We start from the raw sequence: 24,606 nt of genomic DNA on the forward strand, positions 1-24,606 counted from the left end.
GATGAAAAAATCTTAAAGGCATATAACGCCGGGAAGATTACCTGTTTACTCCGCAAATAATAATTTTTATTTTGTATCTGTCACTGTAATTTATTCACGGCATCAATCATCATTTCAGCCGCATTATTTGGTTGAGATTTTACTTAACCCGTAACAATTATATTTTATTCATCCGCCATCAGAGTGATTTAGCATGGGACACCTTTCCAGTCCGGAAAGTTCACGAAGTAATAAAAAATAACCGCAAAGGAATAATCCAAATGCAAAGAAAAGTACTGGCACTGATGATCCCCGCTTTGTTAATGGCTGGAACCGCTCACGCAGCTGAAATTTATAATAAAGACGGCAATAAACTGGATCTGTATGGCAAAGTCGATGGTCTGCATTATTTCTCTGACGACGCGTCGAAAGATGGCGACCAAACCTATATGCGTCTGGGTTTTAAAGGTGAAACCCAAATCAACGACATGATGACCGGCTACGCGCAGTGGGAATATAACATTCAGGCAAACAACACCGAAGGTTCTGACAATCAGTCATGGACGCGTCTGGCCTTCGCGGGTGTGAAGGTGGGCGACTATGGCTCCTTCGATTACGGCCGTAACTATGGCGTACTGTACGACGTAGAAGGCTGGACCGATATGCTGCCTGAATTTGGTGGCGACTCTTACACTTATGCCGACAACTTTATGACCGGTCGTGCCAATGGCGTTGCGACCTACCGTAACACCGACTTCTTTGGTCTGGTGCAGGGCCTGAACGTTGCGGTGCAGTATCAGGGTAATAATGAAGATGCCAGCAACAATCAGGAAGGCACCAACAATGGTCGCGATGTGCGTCATGAAAACGGTGATGGTTACGGTATCTCCGCTACCTATGATTTTGGCATGGGCTTCAGTGCGGGCGCCGCATACGCCTCTTCTGACCGTACCAACGATCAGGTAAATTACACCACTGCGGGCGGCGACACTGCGGATGCATGGACCGCAGGTCTGAAATACGATGCCAACAATATCTACCTGGCGGCAATGTATTCCGAAACCCGTAATATGACGCCGTACGGTGACAATGCGGATGCGGTAGCAAATAAAACGCAGAACGTAGAAGTCACTGCGCAATATCAGTTTGACTTTGGCCTGCGTCCGGCTATTTCGTATTTACAATCTAAAGGCAAAGATCTGGGCAATGGCCAGGACGATAAAGACCTGGTGAAATATGCTGACGTAGGTGCTACCTACTATTTCAACAAAAATATGTCCACCTATGTTGATTATAAAATCAACCTGCTGGATGAAGATGACTCATTCTACAAAAACAACGGCATTGGTACAGATGACGTTGTCGCATTAGGCCTGGTTTATCAGTTCTAATGGTATCAGCCCGCAGAAATCTGCGGGCTAACGTTTAATGATGTTTCGCTTCTTCTTTACGGAATGAGAGATAACCAACCACCCCGCTGTCGCCATCCATGGGATGATTTACCCCATCCATCACCGCCACTTCCGGGAAGTCGAATGGCGTGACATTTTCCAGGCAGGCGACATTGACACCGTATTCGTTGGGATTGGAGCGTCGTTGATGGAACGTGTAAATACCGCAGACCGAGCAGAAGAAATGGCGCGCTGTGCCCGTGTTAAAGCGGTACTCCGTGAGCCTGTCCTCCCCCTTTGTCACCTTAATGCCCGTCAACGGCGCAGATACGACTACCGCCCCACGCATACGACAAAATGAGCAGCTACAGCGGCGTGCGGTATTCAGGCCGTCTGTCAGCTCAACGGTAAACTGTACCGCCCCACAATGGCACTGTGCTTGCCGAATTTCAGCCATCGCTTAAACCCCTTTTCTCACTAACTCAGCTGCTTTTAAAAAGACTTCATCTTCGACACCATCCCCCTTCTGCCTGCCGAGCCTGACCAGCTCATCGACAATACTTTGACGGTTGATGATCTTCTGTGATGAAACCAGCCCAATAACGGCGGCACCAATCGCCAGCCCAACTAATCCTGTCTGTTCGTCTTTATTCTTCATGGTATCGTAGATAATGGAAAGCTAAGAGGTGCTGTACATTTTGTTAAAACCGCCTTCGTGAAGGCGGCTTGTCATCACTCTGGATCTTTATCGCCCGATTCAGGCGCTGAGCCAGGATCGTCTTTGGACTTACTTCCATCCTTCTCCGGATTATCCGGGATGGGGTTAAAATCAGGATGGTCACCATTAACTGGTCGGTCAGTCATTTTCACCTCCGTTTTATTACTGCGTAAGCTTTAAGTGTAGACAACCCATTCGCCTTGTGGGACTCAATTGTAAAACGTGCTGGCATTCGTCGCTGCAATCCGTACCATACACGGCACACTTTCGCATGCTGGTTTTTACCAGCAGCCGCAAACCCGTCTTTTATTGCTAACCAGATGGGGCACGATAATGCGCAGATGGTGTATGAAATCTATGCTACATGCAGAGAAGAGATGAACAGCGAACAGGTGGAAAAGCGGGATACGAAGCTGACGCTTTGAAATCGTTTTCCTCGCCTTGTGCCCCATTTGAGATCTGAGTAACAAATAAATGCAAGAAAATCAAGAAATTAACAAGAAAGAACAGTACAACCTGAATAAACTGCAAAAGCGACTGCGCCGCAACGTGGGCGAAGCCATTGCAGACTTCAACATGATTGAAGAAGGCGATCGCATCATGGTCTGCCTGTCGGGCGGTAAAGACAGCTATACCATGCTGGAGATCCTGCGCAATCTTCAGCAAAGCGCACCGGTGAACTTTTCCCTGGTCGCGGTTAACCTCGATCAGAAACAGCCGGGCTTCCCGGAGCATATTCTCCCCGAGTATCTGGAGAACCTGGGCGTTGAGTACAAAATCGTTGAAGAGAACACCTACGGAATCGTTAAAGAGAAGATCCCAGAGGGCAAAACAACCTGCTCGCTCTGCTCACGTTTGCGTCGCGGCATTCTGTACCGCACCGCAACAGAACTGGGCGCAACCAAGATTGCACTTGGTCATCACCGGGACGACATCCTGCAAACGCTGTTTTTGAACATGTTCTACGGTGGCAAAATGAAGGGCATGCCGCCGAAGCTGATGAGCGATGACGGCAAACACATTGTGATCCGCCCACTCGCCTACTGCCGCGAGAAAGACATTGAGCGTTTCTCTCAGGCTAAAGCCTTCCCTATTATTCCGTGCAACCTGTGCGGCTCACAGCCGAACCTGCAACGTCAGGTCATTGGCGACATGCTTCGTGACTGGGATAAACGCTATCCGGGCCGTATCGAAACCATGTTTAGCGCGATGCAGAACGTGGTGCCTTCGCACCTGGCCGACGTTGAGCTGTTCGATTTCAAAGGCATTAACCACGGTTCAGAAGTAGTGAATGGCGGGGATCTGGCCTTTGACCGCGAAGACATCCCGATGCAGCCTGCCGGCTGGCAGCCGGAGGAAGAAGAGGCACAGTTCGATGAACTGCGCCTGAACGTGGTGGAAGTGAAATAACCTGACAGCGTCTCAGGCATTGCTTCTGAGACGCTTTTTTCCTTACTTCAGCAGCCGAACGCGGCAGGTTTTCCCTTTAATCTTCCCGCCCTGCAACTGTTTCCAGGCCTTGTGGGCAACCGACTGGCGAACCGCGACGTAGACATGTGCAGGATGGACCGTGATCTTGCCAATATCTGCCCCGTCGAGACCGATATCTCCTGTTAACGCCCCCAGAACGTCACCGGGACGCATTTTGGCTTTTTTACCGCCGTCGATGCAAAGCGTAGCCATTTCCGCCGCCAGCGGAGCAACGCTGGTGTTCACTGGGGCATTTACCCAGTTGAGCTTCAGTTGCAGCATTTCCGCAAGAATATTGGCGCGCTGCGCCTCTTCAGGTGCGCAGAAGCTGATAGCGAGACCGCTGTTACCCGCACGCGCGGTACGTCCGATGCGGTGGACATGCACTTCCGGATCCCATGCCAGTTCGAAATTCACCACCAGCTCAAGCGATTTGATATCAAGGCCACGGGCTGCCACATCCGTTGCAACCAGCACGCGAGCGCTGCCGTTTGCAAAACGCACCAGCGTTTGATCGCGGTCGCGCTGCTCCAGATCGCCATGCAGCGATAACGCGCTCTGCCCGGCATCGTTCAGGGCATCGCACACCGCCTGACAGTCTTTTTTGGTATTACAGAACACTACGCAGGACGCCGGCTGGTGCTGGCTCAACAATTTTTGCAGCAGTGGAATTTTGCCCTGTTGAGAGGTTTCAAAGAACTGCTGCTCTATCGCCGGCAAGGCATCGACAGTATCGATTTCAATGGTCAGCGGATTTTTCTGCACACGCCCGCTAATCGCCGCAATGGCCTCAGGCCAGGTGGCAGAAAAGAGCAGCGTCTGACGTGTGGCCGGGGCAAAGCGGAGCACTTCGTCAATCGCATCGCTGAAGCCCATATCCAGCATGCGGTCAGCTTCGTCCATGACCAGCGTTTGCAGTGCATCGAGTGACACGGTGCCTTTTTGCAGATGATCGAGCAGACGGCCCGGCGTCGCCACAATGATATGCGGCGCATGCTGAAGAGAATCACGCTGCGCACCGAACGGTTGCCCGCCGCAGAGCGTTAAAATTTTAGTGTTTGGCAAAAAACGCGCCAGGCGACGCAGCTCACCCGCGACCTGGTCGGCCAGCTCACGCGTCGGGCAGAGTATCAAGGACTGGGTCTGAAACAGGGTTGCATCAATGTGCTGCAACAGGCCAAGTCCGAAGGCAGCCGTTTTTCCACTGCCGGTTTTCGCCTGCACGCGCACGTCACGGCCTTCGAGGATAGCCGGCAGGGCGGCGGCCTGGACGGGGGTCATAGTGAGGTAGCCCAACTCATTCAGATTAGTCAGTTGGGCTTCAGGCAGAACATTCAGCGTGGAAAAAGCGGTCACAATATACTCTCGTGGTAATGATTGCAGTCAGATGGCGCGTATCCTCGCAGATCTCCGCTAACGATGCGACAATTTAATCGGTTCTTCGTCCGGTGGCGGATCCGGCATCGGCTGCGGACGTGGGATGGGATCGGGTATCGGGGTCGGATCGGTGGGCACCGGATCGGACTGCCAGGTAGTCAGGCGTTGCAGGGCAAGTAGCATACTCATCTTTTCCTCCAGATTTGGGTGCTGACCCCTAAAGGGTAGACGCAGATAAACAGGAGGCAAAAAAAAGCCGACTATAAAGTCGGCGTCGTACGAATCAATTGTGCTATGCAGTAATTCAAAAAAAGGAAGTAAGACAATATGGAGCGCAACGCCCATCGCTTGACGTTGCATTCACCTGCGGGAGTAATATTGCACCTAACATGGTCGGAGTTTATTGACTTCGCTCAATTAAAATGTCGTTTTGAAGCAGCCGAAGCATCATAAAAACGTAAATTTACAGCCATTTACTACGATGCAACCACCATGCAACACCCCCAATCAAAACCACTAACATGACGCAAAACGTGGTAAAGCCATAGTGGTATTCCCCGCCGGGTATGCCCCCCAGATTGACGCCAAACAGCCCGGTTAAGAACGTACTCGGTAAAAAGACCATCGCCATCAGCGACATGGTGTACGTTCTCCTGGCTAGTGATTCCTGCATCACCTGCGCTATCTCATCCGCCATGACCGCCGTTCTGGCGATACACGAATCGATCTCGTCCAGACCACGGCCAAGCCGGTCGGCAATATCCTGCATTCTGCGACGCTGATCGTCGTTCATCCAGCTCATGCGTTCGCTGGCCAGTCGCGCATATACGTCGCGCTGCGGGGTCATATAGCGGCGCATCACGATGAGCTGTTTACGCAGCAACGCAAGAAAACCACGCGGAGGAATTTGCTGATCGAGCAGGTTATCTTCCAGATCGATGATTTTATCGTGGAGTTCTTCAATAAACTCGCTGGCATGATCGGTTAGCGCATCACATACATCCACCAGCCAGCTTCCGCAATCCGTAGGCCCCGTGCCCTCTTTCAGATCGTTAATGACGTCATCAAGCGCCAGCACTTTACGCTGCCGGGTAGAAACAATCAGTTGTTCATTCATGTAAACACGCATTGCCACCAGCTGATCCGGACGTTCATCCGTACTGCCATTTATGCAACGCAGCGTGATTAACGTCCCCTCACCCATCCGGCTTACGCGGGGTCTGAGACTTTCTCCCGCCAGCGCATCCCGGACATTGTTGGGCAATAGCGGCGTGGACGCGAGCCACTCGGCGCTGTCCGGATGCGTGTAGTTAAGGTGCAGCCAGCACGGATGTTCGCTGTCGATTTGATCCTGATCTTCAAGCGGCCTTGCGCCCCCGCGTCCATCAAATACCCATGCAAAAACCGCGTCAGGTACGTTAACTTCAGACCCTTTAATGCTCTCCACAGCGCCTCCACCGTTTTATCTCTTCCGGTGTCAGTCTAGCTTTCGTCGAGGGTTAAGCAATAATTATATGAGGCATCGTCCTGAATACGCTCAGGAATTCACCGCCCACTCGCGGCGTGTTAACGCATTGTCAGTCTCGTACTCATTTTCCAGACGGAAATTGCGTGTTCGCGCCTGTAACTCTATCACCTGATTGCGCAGCACATCAGACGAACCACTAAGTTCTTCAACCATCGACACGTTGCTTTGCGTTACGCGTTCCAGCTCCGACAATGCCTGCGTAATTTGTGATATGCCTTTTTCCTGTTCTGACGTTGAGGCGGAAATTTCATCCATCAGTCGGCTCACGTTGCCAGAACCGGTAACAATGTCGTGCATGTTTTTTTCGGCCTCAGAGACCACGTTCACGCCCTGCGTCACGTTATGGCTGGTAACTTCAATCAGTGATTTAATATTTTTTGCCGCCTCGGCGCTACGATGCGCCAGGCTTCTGACCTCACCGGCCACCACAGAGAATCCTTTACCATGGTCGCCCGCTCTTGCCGCTTCAACGGCGGCATTTAGCGCCAGAATATTGGTCTGGAAAGCGATCCCGTCAATCAGGGATATAATCTCCGTCATTTGCTGGGCGCAATCGGTAATTGATTGCATATTATTTGAGACCTGACCCATTAACTCTCCGCCTTTACGCGCCTGCAACGTCGCGATATTCGCCTGCTCGCTGGCTAAACGGGTATTGTCGGCATTATTTTTTGTACTTGCAGCCATCTGTTCCATGCTGGCAGCCGTTTCCACCAGCGAGGCAGATTGCTGTTCTGTTTTGATCGAAAGCTGCGCGCTGCGTGAAGAGAGCTGATCTGAAAGCGTCATCGCGGTTTGCGCGGAGGCGCGGATCTCACGGACCAGCGTTGCAATGTTGCTGGACAGACTATTAATGCCCGGGATCAGCCGTCCCGCACAGTTGTTGCCAAATTCAGGTATCGACACGCCGAGATTACCTGACGTCACTTCTTCAATACTTTTTTTCACAGTATTGATCGGCGTCACAAGATATTTTGTCATATACGTCCAGAGTAAAATCAAGGCGATGCATTGTACGATAACGACAGCAATAAAAAGCGAAAAACTCCCTGAAAATAGCGCTATAACTCCATCACTTACCAAAAATACACATAAAAGGAAATAGACAATGAAGGTTCTGACACTAATATTTCTTAGCATAGTTTTTCCTACAGCTTTATATTTTGGTGGGCACTTAGGGTTATAGCATTGCCACAGAAATTTGTCCTCACGTTCGTCGCTGGTTTGTTGTTTTGCAGTTTGATTTGCGCAGTTTCACTTAAGGTAGAGAAAAAGCATGCTATATGGTAAATATTCGGTTTGTAATTTGGTTACCGCTCCCCTTAAATAATAGCATTTACCTATTTTAGGATGAGTACCGTTGGGCAACAGTGTTTAGTCATGCTTAATAAGTTAACGTGGTTAATATATTAACTACGTTTCAGTGACGTCTCCCGCGAGGGTGGCTTACGTTCAGGCCAGACAGTCGACGGCATGGAAAAAATAGTCCTCTGTCATGAGGACATTCTCTTTCGCACTTTGATGTTCGCGACGTATATACCAGCCTGTTTCAGGCGCCATGCTTAAATGGTATATCCTCTCCCCCGATATACTGCCGGGGGCTTTAATGCACATTGTCATACACCCCTTCTCGGATCCCCTGATTACCTGTTCTGGTATAATGGTGACAAGTGAGTGAGAGTTCTTAAAGTAATATCGCTGGAAGCATTCATCAAAAGAATGAATGCCACTTTTTATGGAAGGATTTTTGGTAATAACTCGCCTGTAAATAGCATTAACCCTGCGTTCAGGCGCTTAAGCGATGTACGGCTATTTGCCTTAGCCACTTAAGCGCCTTACCTAGTTTTTAATGCTTTTCAATGTACATTGTTCGACTGTACGCAACATCCTCTGGGTTATTTATCGGATACCCTTTAACCCAGGGCTTAATGAGACGGCCATTGGTGTACTGATAAATAGGGGCAATCGGTGCTTTCTCGGTGAGGATCTTCTCGGCCATGTTGTAGTCTGCATTACGCGCTTTTTCAGTCGTTTCAAGCGTCGCCTGATGAAGAATCTTATCGTAAGCAGGATCGTTAAACCGGGAGATGTTGCCGGTGTGTGAGGACGTCAGCAGCGACAGGAATGTCGACGGCTCATTGTAGTCCCCTACCCACGACGCACGGATCACGTCAAAATTCCCGGTATTGCGGCTGTCGATGTAGGTCTTCCACTCCTGATTCTGCAACTTAACGTCAACGCCCAGATTTTTCTTCCACATAGATGCGACGGCAATTGCGATTTTCTGGTGGTTTTCAGACGTGTTGTACAGCAGCGTTAATTTCAGCGGGCGCTGGGGACCATAGCCTGCCGCCTGCAATAACGTTTTCGCCTGAGCATTCAGCTCCTGCTGTGACATCTGCTCAAATGGCGAGGGTTCCGGCGTAAAACCCGCAGTGACATCAGGAGTGAAATGCCAGGCCGGTTTCTCACCGGTTCCCAGAACTTTTTCCGCCATAATGCGCCGATCGATAGTCATGCTGAGCGCCAGACGCACGCGCGCATCAGCGGTTGGGCCTTTTTGCGTGTTAAACGCGTAGTAATAGGTTCCAAGCTGTGGCGGGGTATACACCTGCCCCGGAATATCCTTTAGCAGCTTCTGGTACATGTTTTTCGGAAATGATTCCGTGATATCAATGTCGCCCGCCAGGTAGCGTTTGGTCGCTGAGGACTCCTGGTTGATCGGCACGAATGTGACTTTTTTTATCACCGTATTGGCATTATCCCAGTAGTGAGTGTTCGGCTCAACCACCAGCTTTTCATTCACCACGCGGTCTTTCAGCACATATGCACCGTTGCCGATGAGCGCGCCAGGGCGCGTCCATTCTTTACCGCTTTCCACGTTTGCCTTTTGAACCGGATAGAACGCAAAGTTCGCCGTGAGGTTGCTGAACCATGGCAGCGGTTTGTCCAGCTGCACGCGCAGCGTTTTAGCATCAACTGCCGTCACGCCGAGCGTATCCGGAGCAGCTTTACCATCAATAATGGCCTGCGCATTGTTAATGCCCGCGAGCGCTGCAAACCAGGCGAAAGGTGACGTCGTTTTGGGATCAACCAGGCGACGCCAGCTGTAGACAAAATCTTGTGCCGTCACCGGGCTACCGTCAGACCACTTAGCGTTATCCCGCAACGTGAACGTCCAGACACGGTTATCATTGCTTTGCCAGCGCGTCGCCACGCCGGGAACCAGCTCCCCTTTTTCGTTCTGATTCACCAGCCCTTCATAAAGGTCGCGGATCACCTGTATCTCGGGTAAACCCACCGCTTTTGCCGGATCGAGCGAAGCGGGTTCATCTTTAATGTGTCGAACCAGCTCCTGCTTTTGCGCCAGAACCGTTCCTTTGGGAACCTCCGCGGCATATGAAAGTGAAGAAAGCCCGCACAGCCACAGCGCAGTACAAAGAAGCGAAACAGGATGCTTCATACGATCCCCTTAATGATGTCAGGTAACAGGCAGATGCGTAATTATTTGTTTCGACACGGAGAAATGCAAATGCTTCCTCTGGAAAGTTGATGTCAGGCAATTTTCCATCCAGACGGAAACTATTTGATTAAGCGCGGGTTTTGCACAACACTGCCAGAAGCGACTTCATCATCAGGGTTTACTATGGCAACCACCCGACCAAGAACGGAACGCGGCGCCTTCCCGCCCGGGACTGAACATTATGGCCGCTCATTTTTAGGCGCTCCACTGATCTGGTTCCCCGCACCCGAGCCCGATCGTACCAGCGGCTTAATCATTGCGGGCACGCATGGCGATGAAAACTCGTCCATCGTGACGCTTTCGTGCGCGCTACGTACGCTGGCCCCCGATTTACGACGACATCATGTGATTTTGAGCGTCAACCCGGACGGTTGCCAGCTTGGATTACGGGCAAATGCACGAGGCGTTGACCTTAACAGGAATTTTCCGGCAGCAAACTGGCGCGCGGGTGAAACGGTATATCGCTGGAACAGTTCGGCGCAGGAACGCGATGTGGTCCTGCTCACGGGCGACAAACCGGGTTCCGAGCCCGAGACTCAGGCGTTGTGCCAGCTTATTCATAAGATCCACCCGGCCTGGGTAGTCTCTTTCCACGATCCCCTCGCCTGTATTGAAGATCCTCGTCATACGGCGCTCGGGCAGTGGCTGGCGGATGCGTTTGCTCTTCCGCTGGTAACCAGCGTCGGCTATGAAACTCCCGGGTCGTTTGGAAGCTGGTGCGCCGATCTCGGCCTGCACTGTATCACCGCAGAATTTCCGCCGATCTCCTCGGATGAAGCGAGTGAAAAATACCTCAAAGCGATGACAGATCTTCTGCGCTGGCAGCCTCAAAGATGAAGAACGCCAGAGGTAAAACTCAGGGCGGGTGAAACGTCAACCGCCAGCCAGGTTGGGCCATCCAGATCGGCAAAACGCACGCTGTTCACCAGCGGGAGTGCAGCGCCGATCGCTCTGGACGTGCACAACATACAACCCAGCATCAGGGTAAAGCCTTGCGCCTGCGCATGCTTTGCCAGCGCCAGGGCCTCGGTTAACCCCCCTGTTTTATCCAGCTTGATGTTCACCATCTCGTAGCGGCCTTTGAGATCTGAAAGACTCTCGCGCGTATGACAGCTTTCATCTGCACAGACGGGAAGCGGATGAATAAAATTCGCCAACGCGGCGTCGTCGTCTGCCGGGAGAGGTTGCTCCAGCATGGCAACGCCCAGATCGGCAAGCAGCTGACAGCGGGCCGCCAGCCCTTCGCTGTGCCATGACTCGTTCGCGTCGACTATCAGGGTGGCATCTGGAACCGCCGCACGAATGGCGACCATGCGTTCGCTAATCAGACGATCGTCGAGCTTCACCTTTAATAAGGTTGCACCGGTGGCATATAACGCCTGAGCGCTGGCCGCCATTTGCTCGGGTTCACCGATGACGACCGTTTGCGCGGTGACGATCGATTGCGGCAGCGTAACGTCCAGCAGTGAAGGCAGCGTTTTGTGTTGCTTCGCCGCTTCCAGACTCCAGAGTGCGCAGTCAATCGCATTGCGTGCCGCGCCGGCCGGCAACCGCTGCTGAAGGGCCTCACGCGTCAGGCCCGCCTGCAAGTCGGGCACCACCGTCATAATTTGCGCCATGACCGAGGCCAGGCTTTCTCCGTAGCGAGGATAAGGGGTACATTCCCCGACGCCTTTTACGCCATCCTCTTCACATTCAACGACCACCACGCAGGCCTCATTACGGCTGCCGCGCGAGATCACAAACGGAGTGTGCAATGGCCAGGCTTCTTCATAGACCTTAACGCTTCTCATCACTGACTCCTTGCAGGCCGGTAAGGCATAAAATTGGTTTGCCGTGCTAACTGCGGATGACATACACTAGCCACGACGTTAACTATTTGTAAACAGGAAGATATCTATGTCACAACTCGTTCATTTCCAGGGCAACCCGGTAGCTGTTGCAGGTTCCATCCCTCAGTCTGGCAGCAAAGCACAGCCTTTTACTCTGGTGGCTAAAGATCTGTCTGACGTCACGCTGAGCCAGTTTGCTGGCAAACGTAAAGTCCTGAACATTTTCCCAAGCATCGATACGGGCGTTTGCGCGGCATCCGTGCGTAAATTCAACCAGCTGGCGACCGAAATGGACAACACCGTGGTGCTGTGCATTTCTGCTGACCTGCCGTTTGCCCAGTCCCGCTTCTGCGGCGCTGAAGGCCTGAGCAACGTCATCACCCTTTCCACTCTGCGTAGCCCGGATTTCCTGGAGCAATACGGCGTTGCCATTTCCGAAGGCGCGCTGAAAGGTCTGGCTGCACGTGCGGTGCTGGTCATCGACGAAAACGACAACGTTGTTTTCAGCGAGCTGGTTAACGAAATCACCACCGAACCGGATTACACCGCTGCACTTGAGGCACTTAAAGCCTAAACGTAAAAAAGCCTCTGCAAAGAGGCTTTTTTGTTTATTCGTCGCCCTTCTTCTGATTCAACCCATATTCGCGCAGCTTATTCGCAATCGCGGTATGTGAGACCCCAAGACGTTTCGCCAGCTTGCGCGTGCTCGGATAGCTACGATAGAGCTGCGTTAACACCGAACGCTCGAAACGGCTGGTGATGTCGTCCAGCGAGCCCTCCATTGCCTCTTCACCTACCGATACCGTCCCGGCATCGTAATCCGGCAACAAAATATCCTGAGGACGCAGTTCATACCCTTCAAGCTGAGTTAATGCGCGATAAACCGCATTTTTTAGCTGACGAATATTGCCCGGCCAGCCGTAACGCGTCAGCACGGTGCCGAGGTCGGCAGAAAGCTTCGGACGCGGCACGCCCTGCTCGTCGGCAAAACGGGCGACGAACAGCTCCGTCAACGGCATGATGTCCTGCGGGCAATCGCGCAGCGGCGGGATATTGAGCGTCAGAACGTTCAGACGATAGTAGAGATCTTCGCGGAAAACCCCTTTCTGCACCAGCTCCACCAGGTTTTTCTGGGTGACGCAGATGACGCGCACATCCACGTGCACTTCATGATCTTCCCCCACGCGACGGAACGTGCCGTCATTCAGGAAGCGCAGCAGCTTCGCCTGCATGCGGGGCGACATTTCGCCAATCTCGTCCAGCAGCACCGAACCGCCGTTTGCCTGTTCAAAGAAGCCTTTTTTGCCTTCCGGCGCATGCCCGAACAGCTCGCTTTCCACCGCATCTTCCGGAATCGATGCACAGTTCAGCGCCAGATACGGTTTTGCCGCGCGCGGGCTGGCCATATGCACAGCATGCGCCAGCAGATCTTTCCCCGTGCCGGTATCACCGGTAATCAGCAACGGCGCGGTCAGATTAGCCAGCTTGCGCGCCTGGTCGATCACATGACGCATCTTAGGGCTTACCGCAATAATCTGGCTGAATGCGCCAACGTCCTGGCTGGACAGATTTTGCAACTGGCGGCCCATGCGCACCGTGGAGCGCAGCATGATCACTGCGCCGGTCAGCACCCGCGCGGCATTTTCGCCTTTCAGGTAGACCGGCGTGATCTCCATCAGGAAATTCTGTCCGTTAATGACGACGTGCTCGCTATGGGTATTTTGCGGGCTGCTGTCCAGCCAGCGCTGGAAATTAAACCCCGGGATCAGCTGCGTAGCGTGGTGACCGATGAGCTTTTCCTGGCTCTGCGCAAACAGCTGGCAGCTGGCCTGGTTAACGCGCTCGACTTTATTTTTCAGATCGAGAGACAGAAACGGCTCCGGCATCGCTTCCAGCAGCGCGCTCAGCGCGAGATGTTCTCGCTCGGACGGCATCCAGGGGATGGTGCGAACATCCGTAACGCCAGCGATACGGCGAATTTCCGCCATCAGGCTACTGAAGGTATTGAATTCAATTTCGGCAAAATTGAGGTAAATTCGCCCGACAGGGTCGATCTCAATGCCACGTAAATCAATGCTACGTAAAACAAGAAGATCGAGTAACTCGCGGGTCAGACCGAGACGGTCCTCACAAAAGACTTCCAGACGCATGGGAAATTCACCGTTTAAGCCATTAACAGTAAAATGATATGTCAGATCACGGTGTTCGGGAAGGTGGCTGTCAACAAATATTGACAGCCCGCACGATTAGTAAACAAATCCTCACTGCACAGGTTTTTTACTGAGCGTCTCTTTAAGCTGACCTACCAGCTCGCGGCGGAAATCGCCCAATCGCGGCTTGTCACCGTCGATCCAGGGAAGCGGACGACAGACCTCCATCGCTTTAATACCTAAGCGTGCCGTCAGCAGACCGGCACCGATCCCCTGCGCCGCCCGCGCGGAGAGACGCGCCGCGAGATCCTGCGACATCCAGTCCATTCCGACCTCGCGCACCAGCTCGCTGGCCCCGGCAAAAGCGATATTCAGCAACACCAGTTTGAACAGGCGCAGACGGCTGTAATAGCCAAGCTCAATGCCGTACAGCCTGGCGATGCGGTTAATCAGGCGCAGGTTGCGCCAGGCGATAAAGGCCATGTCCACCATCGCCAGCGGGCTAACGGCGATCATCAGCGTGGATTCCGCCGCCGAACGGCTGATCTCACGGCGAGCCTGCGAATCCAGTACCGGCTGGACAATATGGGCATACAGCGTGACCACCTCCTGATCATTCTGGGTTTCGTGGATCGCCGCATACCAGCGCTGTAGCGCCGGATGAGAGTGATCTATCCCGGCCTGAGCCGCCAGCTTTTCACAAAATGCGCGCCCCTTTCCCGTACCGTGGCTGTGCAGCAGATCTCGCGCTTCATCGCGTTCGTGCGCGCGCTGACGCAAACGCCAGAGGCGACGCCACTCGGTGACGACTGAGCCTACGCCCGCACCAACGATCAACACTCCGGCGGCACAGCCACCCAACGCCACCCAATCCTGGGTTTGCCAGGCATTGATGCCCCACTGCACGCCCTGCCCGATTACGCTCGCGCCAAAAAGGGCCAGCCCGGCGGTGACCATCTTGCGCCACAGGCTGCGTTTCGGGCGCAGTGCCGCGTCAATGACCGCTTCCGCCTGCCCCTCTTCAACCAGCGGCTCCTCTGTCAGCACGGGAGCAAAGTTGTCGGCCTGCGGGCCGCTGAAGGTTTGCGCCGTTTTAAACGCTTCCTGCGGGGTCTGATCAAGCTGACCGGTAAAATCAATGCGTGGTTTCAACGGTTCCGTCATCGCAATTTATCTCCAATCAAAAACTCCAGCGCCGCATCCAGACGGATGTGCGGCAGTGGCTGGTCAACGCTCATCCTCTGCGGACGGAAGGCTTCGAACTGAAAACCCTGGCTTTGCCAGAAGGCCTGGCCCGGCAGACGCGCGGGAACTTCCCCCGGATAGACCGTGAGCGGCTCTCCGTCGCTGAGGCGGTTGCCCCGAAGGGCCGGAATTTTCTCGCCGTTAACGTCAATCAAACCGCTTTGCGTAGCCTGTACGGACGCCAGCCCCAGACAATCCATGCCGATCCCTTCGAAAGCCGCATTCTGCCAGGCATCCTGCACCAGCTGTTGCAGCAGGGAGACCATATTGGCGTGCTGATCGACCGTCACGTGGTCGGCTTTTGTGGCGGCAAACAACAGCTTATCGATGACCGGAGAGAACAAACGGCGAAACAGGGTGCGCTGTCCGTAATGGAAACTCTGCATCAGCTGCGTCAGCGCCAGCCGCATATCATTGAACGCCTGCGGCCCGCTGTTGAGCGGTTGCAGGCAGTCCACCAGCACGATCTGGCGGTCAAAGCGCAAAAAGTGATTTTTATAAAAGCCCTTAACCACCTTTTCACAGTAGTAGTTGTATCGCTCGCGGAGCATACCGGCGTTGGTGGTCTTGTCCGCCTGCGCCAGCTTCGATTCGCCGATGCTGTCAACGTCCGGCCACGGGAAAAACTGGAGCGCGGGAGCGCCGGCTAAATCACCCGGCAGAACAAAACGGCCCGGCTGGATAAAATGAAGCCCCTCCTGTTTGCACTGGTGCAGGTAATCCGTCCAGGCTTCGGCTATGACGGCCAGACGATTTTCATCCGCCGGCGCCAGCGGATCCAGCCCTTCGCAAAGCTGGCGCCATTTGGTCGACCACTCTGCCCGCTGCCCCTGCAAAAGGCCGGTCATCTGCCGGGACCAGCTCAGGTAATCCTGCGCCAGCATCGGTAAATCAAGCAGCCATTCACCCGGATAATCCACAATTTCGAGATACAGCGTGGACGTTTCTTTGAAGTGACGCATCAGGGATTCATTCGAGCGAAAACGAAGCGCAAGGCGAATTTCGCTCACGCCACGCGTCGGGGTGGGCCAGGCGGGAGGCTCCCCGTATAACTGCGCCAGACCTTCATCATAGGTGAAACGGGGGATGCCAAAATCACGTTGCGGTACGCGTTTCACGCCCAACAGCCGCTCCTCGCGCACCGCGCTAAGCAGCGGCAGCCGCGCCCCTGCATGCAGGTTCATCAGCTGATTGACCATTGCCGTAATGAATGCCGTCTTACCGCTGCGGCTCAGCCCCGTCACGGCTAGACGCAGGTGGCGATCGACGCCACGGTTCACCAGAGAATTGAATTCGTTTTTAAGTCGCTTCATCGCCGTCCTTCATTGCCTGGAACCCTGAAAAGAGTCACTTCAGAATACAGTAAATTGGGGCAGATCGTTGATTATCAATTCTTAATTATTGCTATTGCCGTTTTCTCTCCAGTAAGATGGGCGCAATTGCTGTCCGTCTGGAGTGAGTAAGGTGTATGTCACCCACCATCTATGATATTGCCCGCGTTGCTGGCGTTTCGAAATCAACCGTGTCACGCGTTCTGAATAAGCAAACGAATATTTCTCCTGAAGCGCGTGAAAAGGTGTTGAAGGCGATAGATGAATTAAATTACCAGCCTAATAAACTTGCCCGCGCACTCACCTCTTCTGGCTTCGACGCCATTATGGTTATTTCGACCCGCTCAACCAAAACCACTGCTGGAAATCCCTTTTTCTCTGATGTACTGCATGCCATAACGGCAAAAGCAGAAGAGGAAGGTTTTGATGTTATTTTACAAACGTCCAAAAGCAGTGAAGACGATCTGCAAAAATGCGTGGGTAAAATAAAGCAAAAGATGATCAAAGGGATCATCATGCTAAGCTCGCCGGCGAACGAGTCTTTTTTCTCGACGCTGGATGAATACGGTGTGCCCGTGGTTGTTATTGGTAAAGTAGAAGGGAATTACCAGAATATCTATTCTGTCGATACGGATAATTTCCGCGACAGCGCCATATTAACAGACTCTTTTATCAAGCATGGCCGCACCAAAATTGCCTGCCTGCATGCCCCGCTCGATTATCACGTTTCTATCGATCGCCTGGCGGGCTATAAGTCCAGCCTTGAGAAACACGGCATCAAAATTAACCCGGCCTGGGTTATCGATGGCGGATATACCCATGAAAGCGCGCTTCAGGCGGCCAGCCAGCTCCTCTCCTCAGACAACCCGCCCGATGCGGTTTTTGCAACTGACAGCATGAAATTGCTAAGTCTTTATCGTGCCGCGGATGCGCTAAATCTGACGATCCCGGAGCAGGTTGCCATGGCAGGATACAGCGACCCGATGCTGTCTCTCATCTTGACCCCTGCACCCGGCGGCTTTGATATCCCAACGAGAAAGCTGGGCGAAGAGAGCTGCACTCTTTTATTCAAGTGCATTGCAAGTAAACCTGCGCCGCATAAGGTGTTAGTTGAAACCCACTTTACAGATGCGGCTTCGTTACGCTAAAAACCAGGGGCAAACGCCCCTGGTATCACGTCATCAGAACGCGTAATTCACGCCGACACCCGCATAGTGGAAGCGGTCGCTGTCACCTTCGTCATGATTTTCCCATTCGTAGGCATACTCCAGCGTCATGGAAAGGCCATTCGCAAAGTCGTAAGCGTAGAGCAGCCCCAGTCGGTTGAAGTCATGCCCTTCACGGGTTGGATCGTCCTGCCAGTCCCAGTTTGACCAGCGATCGAGCCCCAGACGGGTGTAAGGCGTAAGCGTTGTCTGGCCTAATGAAACAGGCAGGTAGGCACGAATTTCCTGGGTGGAGAATTCACCGTTATTACGTGAACTGTCCATATTGAAACCACGCTCTAAATAGTAGTTAACTTTTGCAGAGACGGTTTCGTTTATTGTCCAGGTAAAACCGGTTTCCGTTTCAACACGGCTGTCAGAATAACCGGTTTTTCCCAGGTCATTCGCAAACTGGTACATGGCAAACCAACCGCTAAAACGCCAGTCATCGGTTAATTTCAGATCCCAGTCTGGCTGAATTTTGTAGCGCTGCATATTAGCACTGCCGTCTTTCGCACCGTGTTCATCTTTAAAATGATATCCATAATTACGGAAACCGCCCGTAAGACCTAGCGTAAAATCATCGGTGCCAATGAAGCGATACCGTAATTCGAATTCAGGGCGATCGAAATAGGTGCCGCGCGTCATGCTGCTGTAATCAACCGGGCCTTCCTGATACATGGCCAGTGAAATGGTCCACGCATCATACGTGGCGTTAAACCACACGGAAGGTTCATATAATCCATCTTTATCGTCACCCTGCCCTTCGACGTTTTCAATTTCATACATGGCACCAATATTAAACTCCCAGTGTTTTGCTGTTTCTGTTGCTTGCGCGCAGCTAACCCCTGCGCACAGAACGAGCGCAGCACTTCTTAGTAGAGTACTCATTAAAATATTCCTTTATAATTAACTCACAAAAAAACCGGAAATTTTCATTTCCGGCGAACACCTTTCTTATCTAATTGCTGCTTCAGTTTCAGCATCGAAGAAATGGCACTTACTCATATCGAACTGGATGCCGATAATATCCCCTGCAACGTAATCATCCGCCGCACCCGCACGGACAACCAGTTCATGCCCACCCACGGTGGCATACAGCATAAATTCTGCCCCGGTGAGTTCCGCGACGCTGATTTTCGCCGTAACGTTTTCACCGCTACGCTGTAGAGTAAGAATGTCTTCAGGACGGATCCCAAAGACGACCGCTTTACGCTGGTAACCCTGTGCATTCAGTTCGGCGAGCTTGTCTTCCGGGATCTCCAGGCGCAGCGTTTCCGTCACGAAATAGCGATCGTCGATCGCGCCACGAATAAAGTTCATCGCAGGTGAACCAATGAACCCTGCCACGAACATATTCGCGGGCTCGTTGTAGACCTGCTTCGGCGCGCCCACCTGCTGGATGATGCCGTCTTTTAAAATCACGATGCGGGTCGCCATGGTCATGGCTTCCGTCTGATCGTGCGTCACGTAAATCATGGTGGTATTGAGCTTCTGGTGCAGCTTGCTGATTTCAGCGCGCATTTGCACACGAAGCTTGGCATCAAGGTTTGACAGCGGTTCATCCATCAGGAAAACCCCGGCTTCGCGCACTATCGCCCTGCCTAACGCCACGCGCTGGCGCTGACCGCCGGACAACGCGCCAGGTTTACGCTGGAGATAGTCGCGTAAGCCCAGGATCTGGGCCGCCCAGCTAACGCGTTCTTCGATGATGGAGGGGGCAATTTTTTGCATCTTCAGGCCAAACGCCATGTTGTCGTAGACCGTCATATGCGGATAGAGCGCATAGTTCTGGAAAACCATCGCGATATCACGGGATTTGGCGGGAACATCATTCATGCAAACCCCGTCAATAATCAGTTCACCTGCGCTGATTTCCTCAAGGCCGGCAATCATTCGCAGCGTCGTGGATTTACCACAGCCCGATGGACCGACGAAGACAATAAATTCTTTGTCTTCAATTTCGAGATTAAAATCCTTAACCACGTGGACCTGGTTATCATAGATTTTCTGAATGTGTTTCAGAGACAGTTGAGCCATTATAAATTCCTTATCAGTACGCCCGAGATGCCCAGAACGCCATCAGGCGTTCCCAGGTCAGTTCCTGCGTTGAATGAAGTTGTAATCCCGCATGGTCCAGGCCAGGTCCAATCCCGACCGACAGCATTCCTGCGGCGTTGATCGCATCCACCCCCGCGGCGGCATCTTCGATACCGATGGCCTCTTCAGGACGCACGTTCAGTCCTTTACATGCCGCGAGGAAGATCTCCGGGTCCGGCTTTGAGCGGCGGATCCGGGAAGCATCGGCGCAAAAATCGAAGGCCTGATGAATACCCAGCGCATGCAAAATCCCCGGGGCGTTAAGCGATACGGATGCCAGCCCAGTTTTGACCTCCGCAGCACGAATATCCGCCAGCACCTCGCGAATACCCGGAAGCAGCGAATCCTGCGTCAGAGACGCCAGCGACTGGACATAAAGGGCGTTTTTCCTGGCTGCAAGCGCCAGACACTGCTCTTCACTGAACATCCCCGCTTTCCCACCGTGCTTCAGGATGCGCTGGAGGGAATCCATGCGGCTTATTCCCTTCAGCTGTTCGTTAAACACTTCGTCGAAGGTGATCCCGATCTCCCGGGCCACGGCACGCCAGGCCAGAAAGTGAAGGTGCGCGGTATCGGTGATCACCCCGTCCAGATCGAATACAACAGCGTTAAGCATTATGGCGCCCCTCCGTGGTAGCGGTCCCATTAACAGGTGCAAGAAAGTCCTGATGCGCACATACCTTCCGCCCCGATACGTTCAGCGTTTGACCCCACAGCGTCAACGTGACGGGGGCGGTAGTTTCAATGGTTAACAGATCATCTTCAAAGGTGATGTGCATTGTTGCGTCGCGCCACCGCAGCGGGAAGGCGAGTTTCCGCCAGTGAGCGGGCAGCTTCGGCGCAAGATGCAGTTCCCCGTCGCTAATGTGCATCCCGGCAAACCCCTGAATGGCACCCAACCAGATCGCGCCGGTGGCCGCAGCATGTATACCGTCATCGCTGCTGTGCGGGTCGTCCCCCAGATCGATGGCGATACCGTCACGCCAGAACGCATAGGCCCCCTCGGTGTCACCGCAGCGCGCGAGCACAATGCCGTGAATGGCTTTACTCAGCGACGAATCATGAATCGTGCGCGGCTCGTAGAACGTCAAATTGGCGGCACATTGCTGCGGCGTAAACCGTTCCGGCAGCAGGTAGTTAAGCATCACGACATCGGCCTGCTTCAGGATCTGCATCTCGTTCACTTCCGCGCGGGAGTAATCGAGCAGAATGGTCTGTTTACCCGCTTTGGCCTTGTAGCGGCTCAGATCGATGGCCGGTTTTGTCATAAAGGTATCATCCTGCGGGATCACACCCTCTGCATCGGCCTCCGGTAACCACAAACGCGCCAGAAACGTCTCGGCATTTTCCGTAAAACGCGCATCGTCACGCCCAAACATCGCCATAAACTGGCGCGCACAGGCCACGTTGTGCCAGGCCAGGTAGTTGGTGTAGGCGTTGTTGTTGACATGCTCGGTGTATTCGTCCGGTCCGATCACGTCATGGATTTCCAGACGACCATTGACGTCCGTCGCGCGTCCCATCCAGAACGAAGCGGTTTCCATCAGCAACGTCAGGCCTTCGTGACGCATAAAGGCATCATCATGCGTCGCTTGCCAGTAAGCGACGACAGCCCAGGCGATATCTGCCACGATGTGGTGTTCAGCAAGTGCGGAAGTCACCTTCTGGCGAACCCCGGTACGAATGTTAATTGCCGCGAACTCAGGCGTCTCTTCCTGTCCGCTGGCGGCACTTTCCCACGGAAACAGCGCGCCCGGCCAGCCGTTACGACGTGCTTTTTCACGGGCGCCTGAGAGATTAAGCCAGCGATAGCGCAGCAGGCTGCGGGCAATCTTTGGGCGGGTAAACAGATGGAACGGCAGCAGGAAAATTTCGGTATCCCAGAAGACGTGCCCCTTGTACCCCTCACCCGTCAGCCCTTTTGCGGCGATACTGCTTCGCTCATCATGGGCAGGCGTCATTGTCGTCAGGTGCCAGACGGCGTAATCCAGCGCCAGCTGATCCTGTTGCTCCGGGGAAGTCACTTCCACACGGGCGTCGCGCCAGACGTCTCTCCAGGCATACGCTGAGCTCTCACGCAGCGCCTCGTAGCCTCTTGCCGCACAGACTTTGAGATCGGCCAGCGCGTTGCGCGCGAAAGTTTCCTGCGACAGCGCTTTATCGCTGCGATGCGTTACCCAGACGATCTTCTCAAGCGTGACAGTGTCACCCTGAGCAATCGTCAGCGAATGATGCACGCTGAGCCGACGATTTTTGGCGGTGAAGCAGCTGTCGCTCTTCGTCGAGAGCTGGCAAAACGCCGAAACCACAATCTCAGAAGCCCGGTCCTGCGTTTCATACACGCCCTGCATGTAGTGCTGGTCAAAGACCCTGACCGAGATTTCATCCAGATGCTGCCTGCCGCTGTTCGTTTGCGTCGCATCGATGCCGGATTTCAGCACGGCCTGCGCGGGGGCATCAAGGGGGGTGATTGCAAGCTGCATAGCCACTAAAGGCAGCTGGTCCAGCGACACAAATCGGCGACTCTCCAGCCGATAGCGTTTGCCGTTGGGTGAACGCCAGACAACGTTGCGATGCAGTTCGCCGTTTGCAAAGGCCAGCTCGCGCTGCCACTCAAGTATTTCCCCTGAAAGGAGGGTGAAATTGACGCCGTCCAGCTCAACATCAATACCGGTGATATCCGGCAGGTTGACCAGTTCAGTGGTCTCGTTGCGACCCGCGCGATGATAAAGGCCGGCAAGATACATGCCCCTGGTTTGCAGGGTGTAATCTTCTTCATGCGCAGCGCGAATGCCCATGTAGCCATTACCGCAGGTCATGACTGAGGCATATTTATTCAGGCTGTGAGGACAAAATCCCGGATCGGTTAATACAGATACGTTCAGCATAATGTCACGCTTTCCCCTGTTTCTGCGGATTCATAAAGCGCGGCGACAAGCTGTTGAATAACCAGTCCCTGCTCTGCGTCAGCGATCATCACGGGCTCACCCAGGACATGCCGTACGAAGGCATCCATGCTGCGCAGATGGCGCCGATCGTCCGCCTCTTCACGCTGGGCAAGGGTTTCCAAAACACCGGCTTCGTCGTTATAGATATGCGCCGGGAACAGCGTTGCGCCCGCCTTTTCACCGCAGAAAGAGACGTTCATGATGGACTGCTCGCGGATGTTAAGCGCAAAGGAGGTATCCAGACGCAGAACGCCGCCGTTGCAGAACTCGATCGTGCCAAACAGGGCATCTTCTACGGTAAACTGCGCGGGATCCCACTCGCCAAACTGGCCGCTGTGTTTCTGGTTTCCGAGCTTCTGGAAGCTGTGCGCGGTCACCCGCTTCACCGCCGGGAAACCCAGGACGTACATGGCGGCATCCAGCATATGAATGCCAATATCAATAAGCGGTCCACCGCCCTGGAGCGATTTGTTGGTAAATACGCCCCAACCCGGTACACCGCAGCGGCGCAACGCCTGCGCCGAGGTAAAGTAAACTTCGCCGAGCGTGCCGTTCATCACCGCATCACGCAGCAGCTGGGTATCCAGGGCAAAGCGATGATGAAAATCATACGCGAGGACTTTTCCAGCCTTACGCGCCGCAATGCGCATCTGGTCGGCCTGTTCCGGCGTCATCGCCGGCGGCTTTTCACACATCACATGACAACCCGCTTCGAGGGCCGCCATGACGTGTTCAAAATGGAACCGGTTAGGCGAACAGACGCTCACCACATCCGGTCTTACTGTCTGCAACATCTCGTGAGCGTCCTGCCATGCCGATGGAATAGCATAACGTTCCGCGAACGCCTGTGCCTGTTCAGGGCGGCTGTCCATGACAGCCACCATTTGAACATCACTGCGCGTGGCGTAATACGAGGCATGCACTTTGTCTGCAACCTGCCCGGCGCCAATGATGGCGACGCGCAGAGGCAAAGGTGTAGAAGCACTCATCACGCTCGTCATCCTTAGCAATCACGCAGGTAATTGAGTGAGTCCTGATAGGCCTTGGCCGGATCGTCGGCACGAACCCGGCATTCGTACACCACATAACCCTGATAGTTATCGGCACGCAGTCGATCGAACAGGCTGGCGAAATCGAGGCTGCCGCTGCCCGGCTGATAGCGGTGGTTATCAGCGATGTGCACATGGCCCAGCAGATCGCGGTTCTGATGCAGCGCATCCGTCAGTGAGTCTTCTTCAATGTTCATATGATAGAAATCACCGATGATCTGCACGTGCTTCAGGCCGTTCTCTTCGATATAACGACGCGCGTCGGCCAGGGTATTGATCATATGATCCTGATAACGGTTCAGCGGCTCCAGGTAGACGGTGGTCCCGGTACGCGCGGCGACCTCATCCAGCCAGCGCAGCGAGGCGCTAACCGCCTTGCGGTCACCGTCCAGGCTGCGTGGCGAGGTCATAGGCGGCAGACGAAAGGTAAACATCCCCCAGGCCGCCGGCACGATAATCCCCTTTCCGCCCACTTCCGCCAGCGCTTCCAGAATGCGTTCGATCTGCTGTAAACCGTTCAAACGGCGTTCTTCGATGAAATCCCCGATCCAGCCGTCGTATCCGCCACATGCCGTCGTCACCGGCAGGCCGGTGGCTTTAATAGCGGCTTTTACTTCATCGAGATTTTCCACCAGCAGGCGGCCATCAATTTCAAAGCCATCAAATCCCATCGCTTTGATGTATTTGAATTTTTCCATGATGTTGGTTGGGAAAAAGGCCTGGTTTTGTGTTGCGATCTTCATGATTTGCTGTCCTTAGC

The 24,606-nt window shown here is 53.7% G+C and carries 23 protein-coding genes and 1 pseudogene; 6 read left to right on the plus strand and 18 right to left on the minus strand.

Annotated features, from left to right (window positions below):
* The first annotated feature begins 260 nt into the window (after positions 1 to 260).
* Positions 261 to 1,370 (plus strand): porin OmpC, encoded by a 1,110-nt coding sequence (ompC, locus tag IM267_RS03330; protein WP_193032747.1) that lies wholly within the window; start codon positions 261 to 263, stop codon positions 1,368 to 1,370.
* 34 nt (positions 1,371 to 1,404) lie between these two features.
* Here the strand turns inward: ompC and IM267_RS03335 are convergent, their stop codons facing one another.
* From IM267_RS03335 to IM267_RS21460, 3 genes are all read right to left on the minus strand, one after another.
* Positions 1,405 to 1,827, minus strand: coding sequence for a GFA family protein (locus IM267_RS03335; protein WP_193032749.1), 423 nt, complete (start codon positions 1,825 to 1,827; stop codon positions 1,405 to 1,407).
* Between the two features lie 3 nt (positions 1,828 to 1,830).
* Complete coding sequence (locus IM267_RS03340; RefSeq protein ID WP_112791814.1) at positions 1,831 to 2,028, minus strand: hypothetical protein; 198 nt, start codon at positions 2,026 to 2,028, stop codon at positions 1,831 to 1,833.
* A gap of 74 nt (positions 2,029 to 2,102) precedes the next feature.
* Positions 2,103 to 2,234 (minus strand): hypothetical protein, encoded by a 132-nt coding sequence (locus IM267_RS21460; RefSeq protein ID WP_255507681.1) that lies wholly within the window; start codon positions 2,232 to 2,234, stop codon positions 2,103 to 2,105.
* Between the two features lie 33 nt (positions 2,235 to 2,267).
* Between IM267_RS21460 and IM267_RS03345 the strand changes: the two are divergent.
* Both IM267_RS03345 and ttcA read left to right on the plus strand, forming a co-directional pair.
* Positions 2,268 to 2,513: pseudogene (locus IM267_RS03345) on the plus strand (tyrosine-type recombinase/integrase); the annotation flags it as partial.
* 49 nt (positions 2,514 to 2,562) lie between these two features.
* Positions 2,563 to 3,498, plus strand: a complete 936-nt coding sequence (gene ttcA, locus IM267_RS03350) for a tRNA 2-thiocytidine(32) synthetase TtcA (protein ID WP_063866612.1) — start codon at positions 2,563 to 2,565, stop codon at positions 3,496 to 3,498.
* Between the two features lie 42 nt (positions 3,499 to 3,540).
* Here ttcA and dbpA read toward each other — a convergent pair whose 3' ends face one another.
* The 5 genes from dbpA to IM267_RS03375 all read right to left on the minus strand — a co-directional run bounded on the left by dbpA (position 3,541) and on the right by IM267_RS03375 (position 9,926).
* Positions 3,541 to 4,914 carry an ATP-dependent RNA helicase DbpA gene (gene dbpA / locus IM267_RS03355; RefSeq protein WP_193032751.1) on the minus strand — a complete coding sequence of 458 codons (1,374 nt, stop codon included), beginning with the start codon at positions 4,912 to 4,914 and terminating at the stop codon, positions 3,541 to 3,543.
* Between the two features lie 57 nt (positions 4,915 to 4,971).
* Positions 4,972 to 5,118, minus strand: coding sequence for a hypothetical protein (locus IM267_RS03360; RefSeq protein ID WP_369750614.1), 147 nt, complete (start codon positions 5,116 to 5,118; stop codon positions 4,972 to 4,974).
* A gap of 280 nt (positions 5,119 to 5,398) precedes the next feature.
* Positions 5,399 to 6,382, minus strand: a complete 984-nt coding sequence (gene zntB, locus IM267_RS03365) for a zinc transporter ZntB (protein WP_102751095.1) — start codon at positions 6,380 to 6,382, stop codon at positions 5,399 to 5,401.
* Positions 6,383 to 6,472: 90 nt separating this feature from the next.
* Positions 6,473 to 7,603, minus strand: coding sequence for a methyl-accepting chemotaxis protein (locus IM267_RS03370; RefSeq protein WP_193032753.1), 1,131 nt, complete (start codon positions 7,601 to 7,603; stop codon positions 6,473 to 6,475).
* 706 nt (positions 7,604 to 8,309) lie between these two features.
* The gene (locus IM267_RS03375; protein ID WP_063866594.1) at positions 8,310 to 9,926 is read right to left on the minus strand and encodes an ABC transporter substrate-binding protein; all 1,617 of its coding nucleotides are present in this window, start codon (positions 9,924 to 9,926) and stop codon (positions 8,310 to 8,312) included.
* Positions 9,927 to 10,109: 183 nt separating this feature from the next.
* Between IM267_RS03375 and mpaA the strand changes: the two genes are divergently transcribed.
* Positions 10,110 to 10,823, plus strand: a complete 714-nt coding sequence (gene mpaA / locus IM267_RS03380) for a murein tripeptide amidase MpaA (RefSeq protein WP_193032755.1) — start codon at positions 10,110 to 10,112, stop codon at positions 10,821 to 10,823.
* Here the strand turns inward: mpaA and ycjG are convergent.
* Entirely contained in the window at positions 10,814 to 11,779 is a 966-nt protein-coding gene (gene ycjG, locus IM267_RS03385) for an L-Ala-D/L-Glu epimerase (protein WP_193032756.1), read from the minus strand. The genes mpaA and ycjG overlap by 10 nt on opposite strands.
* Positions 11,780 to 11,885: 106 nt before the next feature.
* On the opposite strand from ycjG, the gene tpx reads away from it, so the two are divergent.
* On the plus strand, positions 11,886 to 12,392 hold the full coding sequence (gene tpx / locus IM267_RS03390; protein ID WP_063452311.1) for a thiol peroxidase: 507 nt from the start codon (positions 11,886 to 11,888) through the stop codon (positions 12,390 to 12,392).
* A 34-nt stretch (positions 12,393 to 12,426) separates the two neighbouring features.
* Here tpx and tyrR read toward each other — a convergent pair whose 3' ends face one another.
* The 3 genes from tyrR to IM267_RS03405 all read right to left on the minus strand — a co-directional run bounded on the left by tyrR (position 12,427) and on the right by IM267_RS03405 (position 16,526).
* Entirely contained in the window at positions 12,427 to 13,968 is a 1,542-nt protein-coding gene (gene tyrR, locus IM267_RS03395; protein WP_193032757.1) for a transcriptional regulator TyrR, read from the minus strand.
* 111 nt (positions 13,969 to 14,079) lie between these two features.
* Positions 14,080 to 15,132, minus strand: a complete 1,053-nt coding sequence (locus tag IM267_RS03400; protein ID WP_193032758.1) for a YcjF family protein — start codon at positions 15,130 to 15,132, stop codon at positions 14,080 to 14,082.
* Entirely contained in the window at positions 15,129 to 16,526 is a 1,398-nt protein-coding gene (locus IM267_RS03405) for a YcjX family protein (protein ID WP_193032759.1), read from the minus strand. The genes IM267_RS03400 and IM267_RS03405 overlap by 4 nt, the downstream gene beginning before the upstream one ends.
* 155 nt (positions 16,527 to 16,681) lie before the next feature.
* On the opposite strand from IM267_RS03405, the gene IM267_RS03410 reads away from it, so the two are divergent.
* Entirely contained in the window at positions 16,682 to 17,692 is a 1,011-nt protein-coding gene (locus IM267_RS03410) for a LacI family DNA-binding transcriptional regulator (protein ID WP_193032760.1), read from the plus strand.
* Between the two features lie 33 nt (positions 17,693 to 17,725).
* On the opposite strand, the gene IM267_RS03415 is transcribed toward IM267_RS03410, so the two are convergent.
* The 6 genes from IM267_RS03415 to IM267_RS03440 all read right to left on the minus strand — a co-directional run bounded on the left by IM267_RS03415 (position 17,726) and on the right by IM267_RS03440 (position 24,589).
* Entirely contained in the window at positions 17,726 to 18,640 is a 915-nt protein-coding gene (locus IM267_RS03415; RefSeq protein WP_063866586.1) for an OmpG family monomeric porin, read from the minus strand.
* Positions 18,641 to 18,706: 66 nt separating this feature from the next.
* A complete protein-coding gene (locus IM267_RS03420) occupies positions 18,707 to 19,789 on the minus strand; it encodes an ABC transporter ATP-binding protein (protein ID WP_107535455.1) in 1,083 nt (360 codons plus the stop codon).
* A gap of 13 nt (positions 19,790 to 19,802) precedes the next feature.
* Positions 19,803 to 20,468: a beta-phosphoglucomutase gene (gene pgmB, locus IM267_RS03425; protein ID WP_193032803.1), complete on the minus strand. Its 666-nt coding sequence runs from the start codon at positions 20,466 to 20,468 to the stop codon at positions 19,803 to 19,805.
* On the minus strand, positions 20,458 to 22,737 hold the full coding sequence (locus IM267_RS03430; RefSeq protein WP_193032761.1) for a glycoside hydrolase family 65 protein: 2,280 nt from the start codon (positions 22,735 to 22,737) through the stop codon (positions 20,458 to 20,460). Before IM267_RS03430 ends, pgmB begins: the two co-directional genes overlap by 11 nt.
* Positions 22,731 to 23,789 (minus strand): Gfo/Idh/MocA family protein, encoded by a 1,059-nt coding sequence (locus IM267_RS03435; protein ID WP_193032762.1) that lies wholly within the window; start codon positions 23,787 to 23,789, stop codon positions 22,731 to 22,733. Before IM267_RS03435 ends, IM267_RS03430 begins: the two co-directional genes overlap by 7 nt.
* Positions 23,790 to 23,800: 11 nt before the next feature.
* Entirely contained in the window at positions 23,801 to 24,589 is a 789-nt protein-coding gene (locus tag IM267_RS03440; RefSeq protein WP_193032764.1) for a sugar phosphate isomerase/epimerase, read from the minus strand.
* Positions 24,590 to 24,606 lie beyond the last annotated feature (17 nt).

The organism is Enterobacter cloacae complex sp. P15RS (assembly GCF_014895905.1).
Lineage (GTDB): Bacteria > Pseudomonadota > Gammaproteobacteria > Enterobacterales > Enterobacteriaceae > Enterobacter > Enterobacter quasihormaechei.

Excerpts from the sequence above, each read along its gene's own strand:
- IM267_RS03410 (WP_193032760.1), top strand. The coding sequence starts at position 16,682 with ATGTCACCCACCATCTATGATATTGCCCGCGTTGCTGGCGTTTCGAAA.
- IM267_RS03415 (WP_063866586.1), bottom strand. The coding sequence starts at position 18,640 with ATGAGTACTCTACTAAGAAGTGCTGCGCTCGTTCTGTGCGCAGGGGTT.
- IM267_RS03360 (WP_369750614.1), bottom strand. The coding sequence starts at position 5,118 with ATGCTACTTGCCCTGCAACGCCTGACTACCTGGCAGTCCGATCCGGTG.
- IM267_RS03440 (WP_193032764.1), bottom strand. The coding sequence starts at position 24,589 with ATGAAGATCGCAACACAAAACCAGGCCTTTTTCCCAACCAACATCATG.
- IM267_RS03405 (WP_193032759.1), bottom strand. The coding sequence starts at position 16,526 with ATGAAGCGACTTAAAAACGAATTCAATTCTCTGGTGAACCGTGGCGTC.
- IM267_RS03400 (WP_193032758.1), bottom strand. The coding sequence starts at position 15,132 with ATGACGGAACCGTTGAAACCACGCATTGATTTTACCGGTCAGCTTGAT.
- IM267_RS03340 (WP_112791814.1), bottom strand. The coding sequence starts at position 2,028 with ATGAAGAATAAAGACGAACAGACAGGATTAGTTGGGCTGGCGATTGGT.
- ttcA (WP_063866612.1), top strand. The coding sequence starts at position 2,563 with ATGCAAGAAAATCAAGAAATTAACAAGAAAGAACAGTACAACCTGAAT.
- ycjG (WP_193032756.1), bottom strand. The coding sequence starts at position 11,779 with ATGAGAAGCGTTAAGGTCTATGAAGAAGCCTGGCCATTGCACACTCCG.
- tpx (WP_063452311.1), top strand. The coding sequence starts at position 11,886 with ATGTCACAACTCGTTCATTTCCAGGGCAACCCGGTAGCTGTTGCAGGT.
- IM267_RS03375 (WP_063866594.1), bottom strand. The coding sequence starts at position 9,926 with ATGAAGCATCCTGTTTCGCTTCTTTGTACTGCGCTGTGGCTGTGCGGG.
- mpaA (WP_193032755.1), top strand. The coding sequence starts at position 10,110 with ATGGCAACCACCCGACCAAGAACGGAACGCGGCGCCTTCCCGCCCGGG.
- IM267_RS03370 (WP_193032753.1), bottom strand. The coding sequence starts at position 7,603 with ATGCTAAGAAATATTAGTGTCAGAACCTTCATTGTCTATTTCCTTTTA.
- IM267_RS03430 (WP_193032761.1), bottom strand. The coding sequence starts at position 22,737 with ATGCTGAACGTATCTGTATTAACCGATCCGGGATTTTGTCCTCACAGC.
- IM267_RS21460 (WP_255507681.1), bottom strand. The coding sequence starts at position 2,234 with ATGACTGACCGACCAGTTAATGGTGACCATCCTGATTTTAACCCCATC.
- tyrR (WP_193032757.1), bottom strand. The coding sequence starts at position 13,968 with ATGCGTCTGGAAGTCTTTTGTGAGGACCGTCTCGGTCTGACCCGCGAG.
- IM267_RS03420 (WP_107535455.1), bottom strand. The coding sequence starts at position 19,789 with ATGGCTCAACTGTCTCTGAAACACATTCAGAAAATCTATGATAACCAG.
- IM267_RS03335 (WP_193032749.1), bottom strand. The coding sequence starts at position 1,827 with ATGGCTGAAATTCGGCAAGCACAGTGCCATTGTGGGGCGGTACAGTTT.
- ompC (WP_193032747.1), top strand. The coding sequence starts at position 261 with ATGCAAAGAAAAGTACTGGCACTGATGATCCCCGCTTTGTTAATGGCT.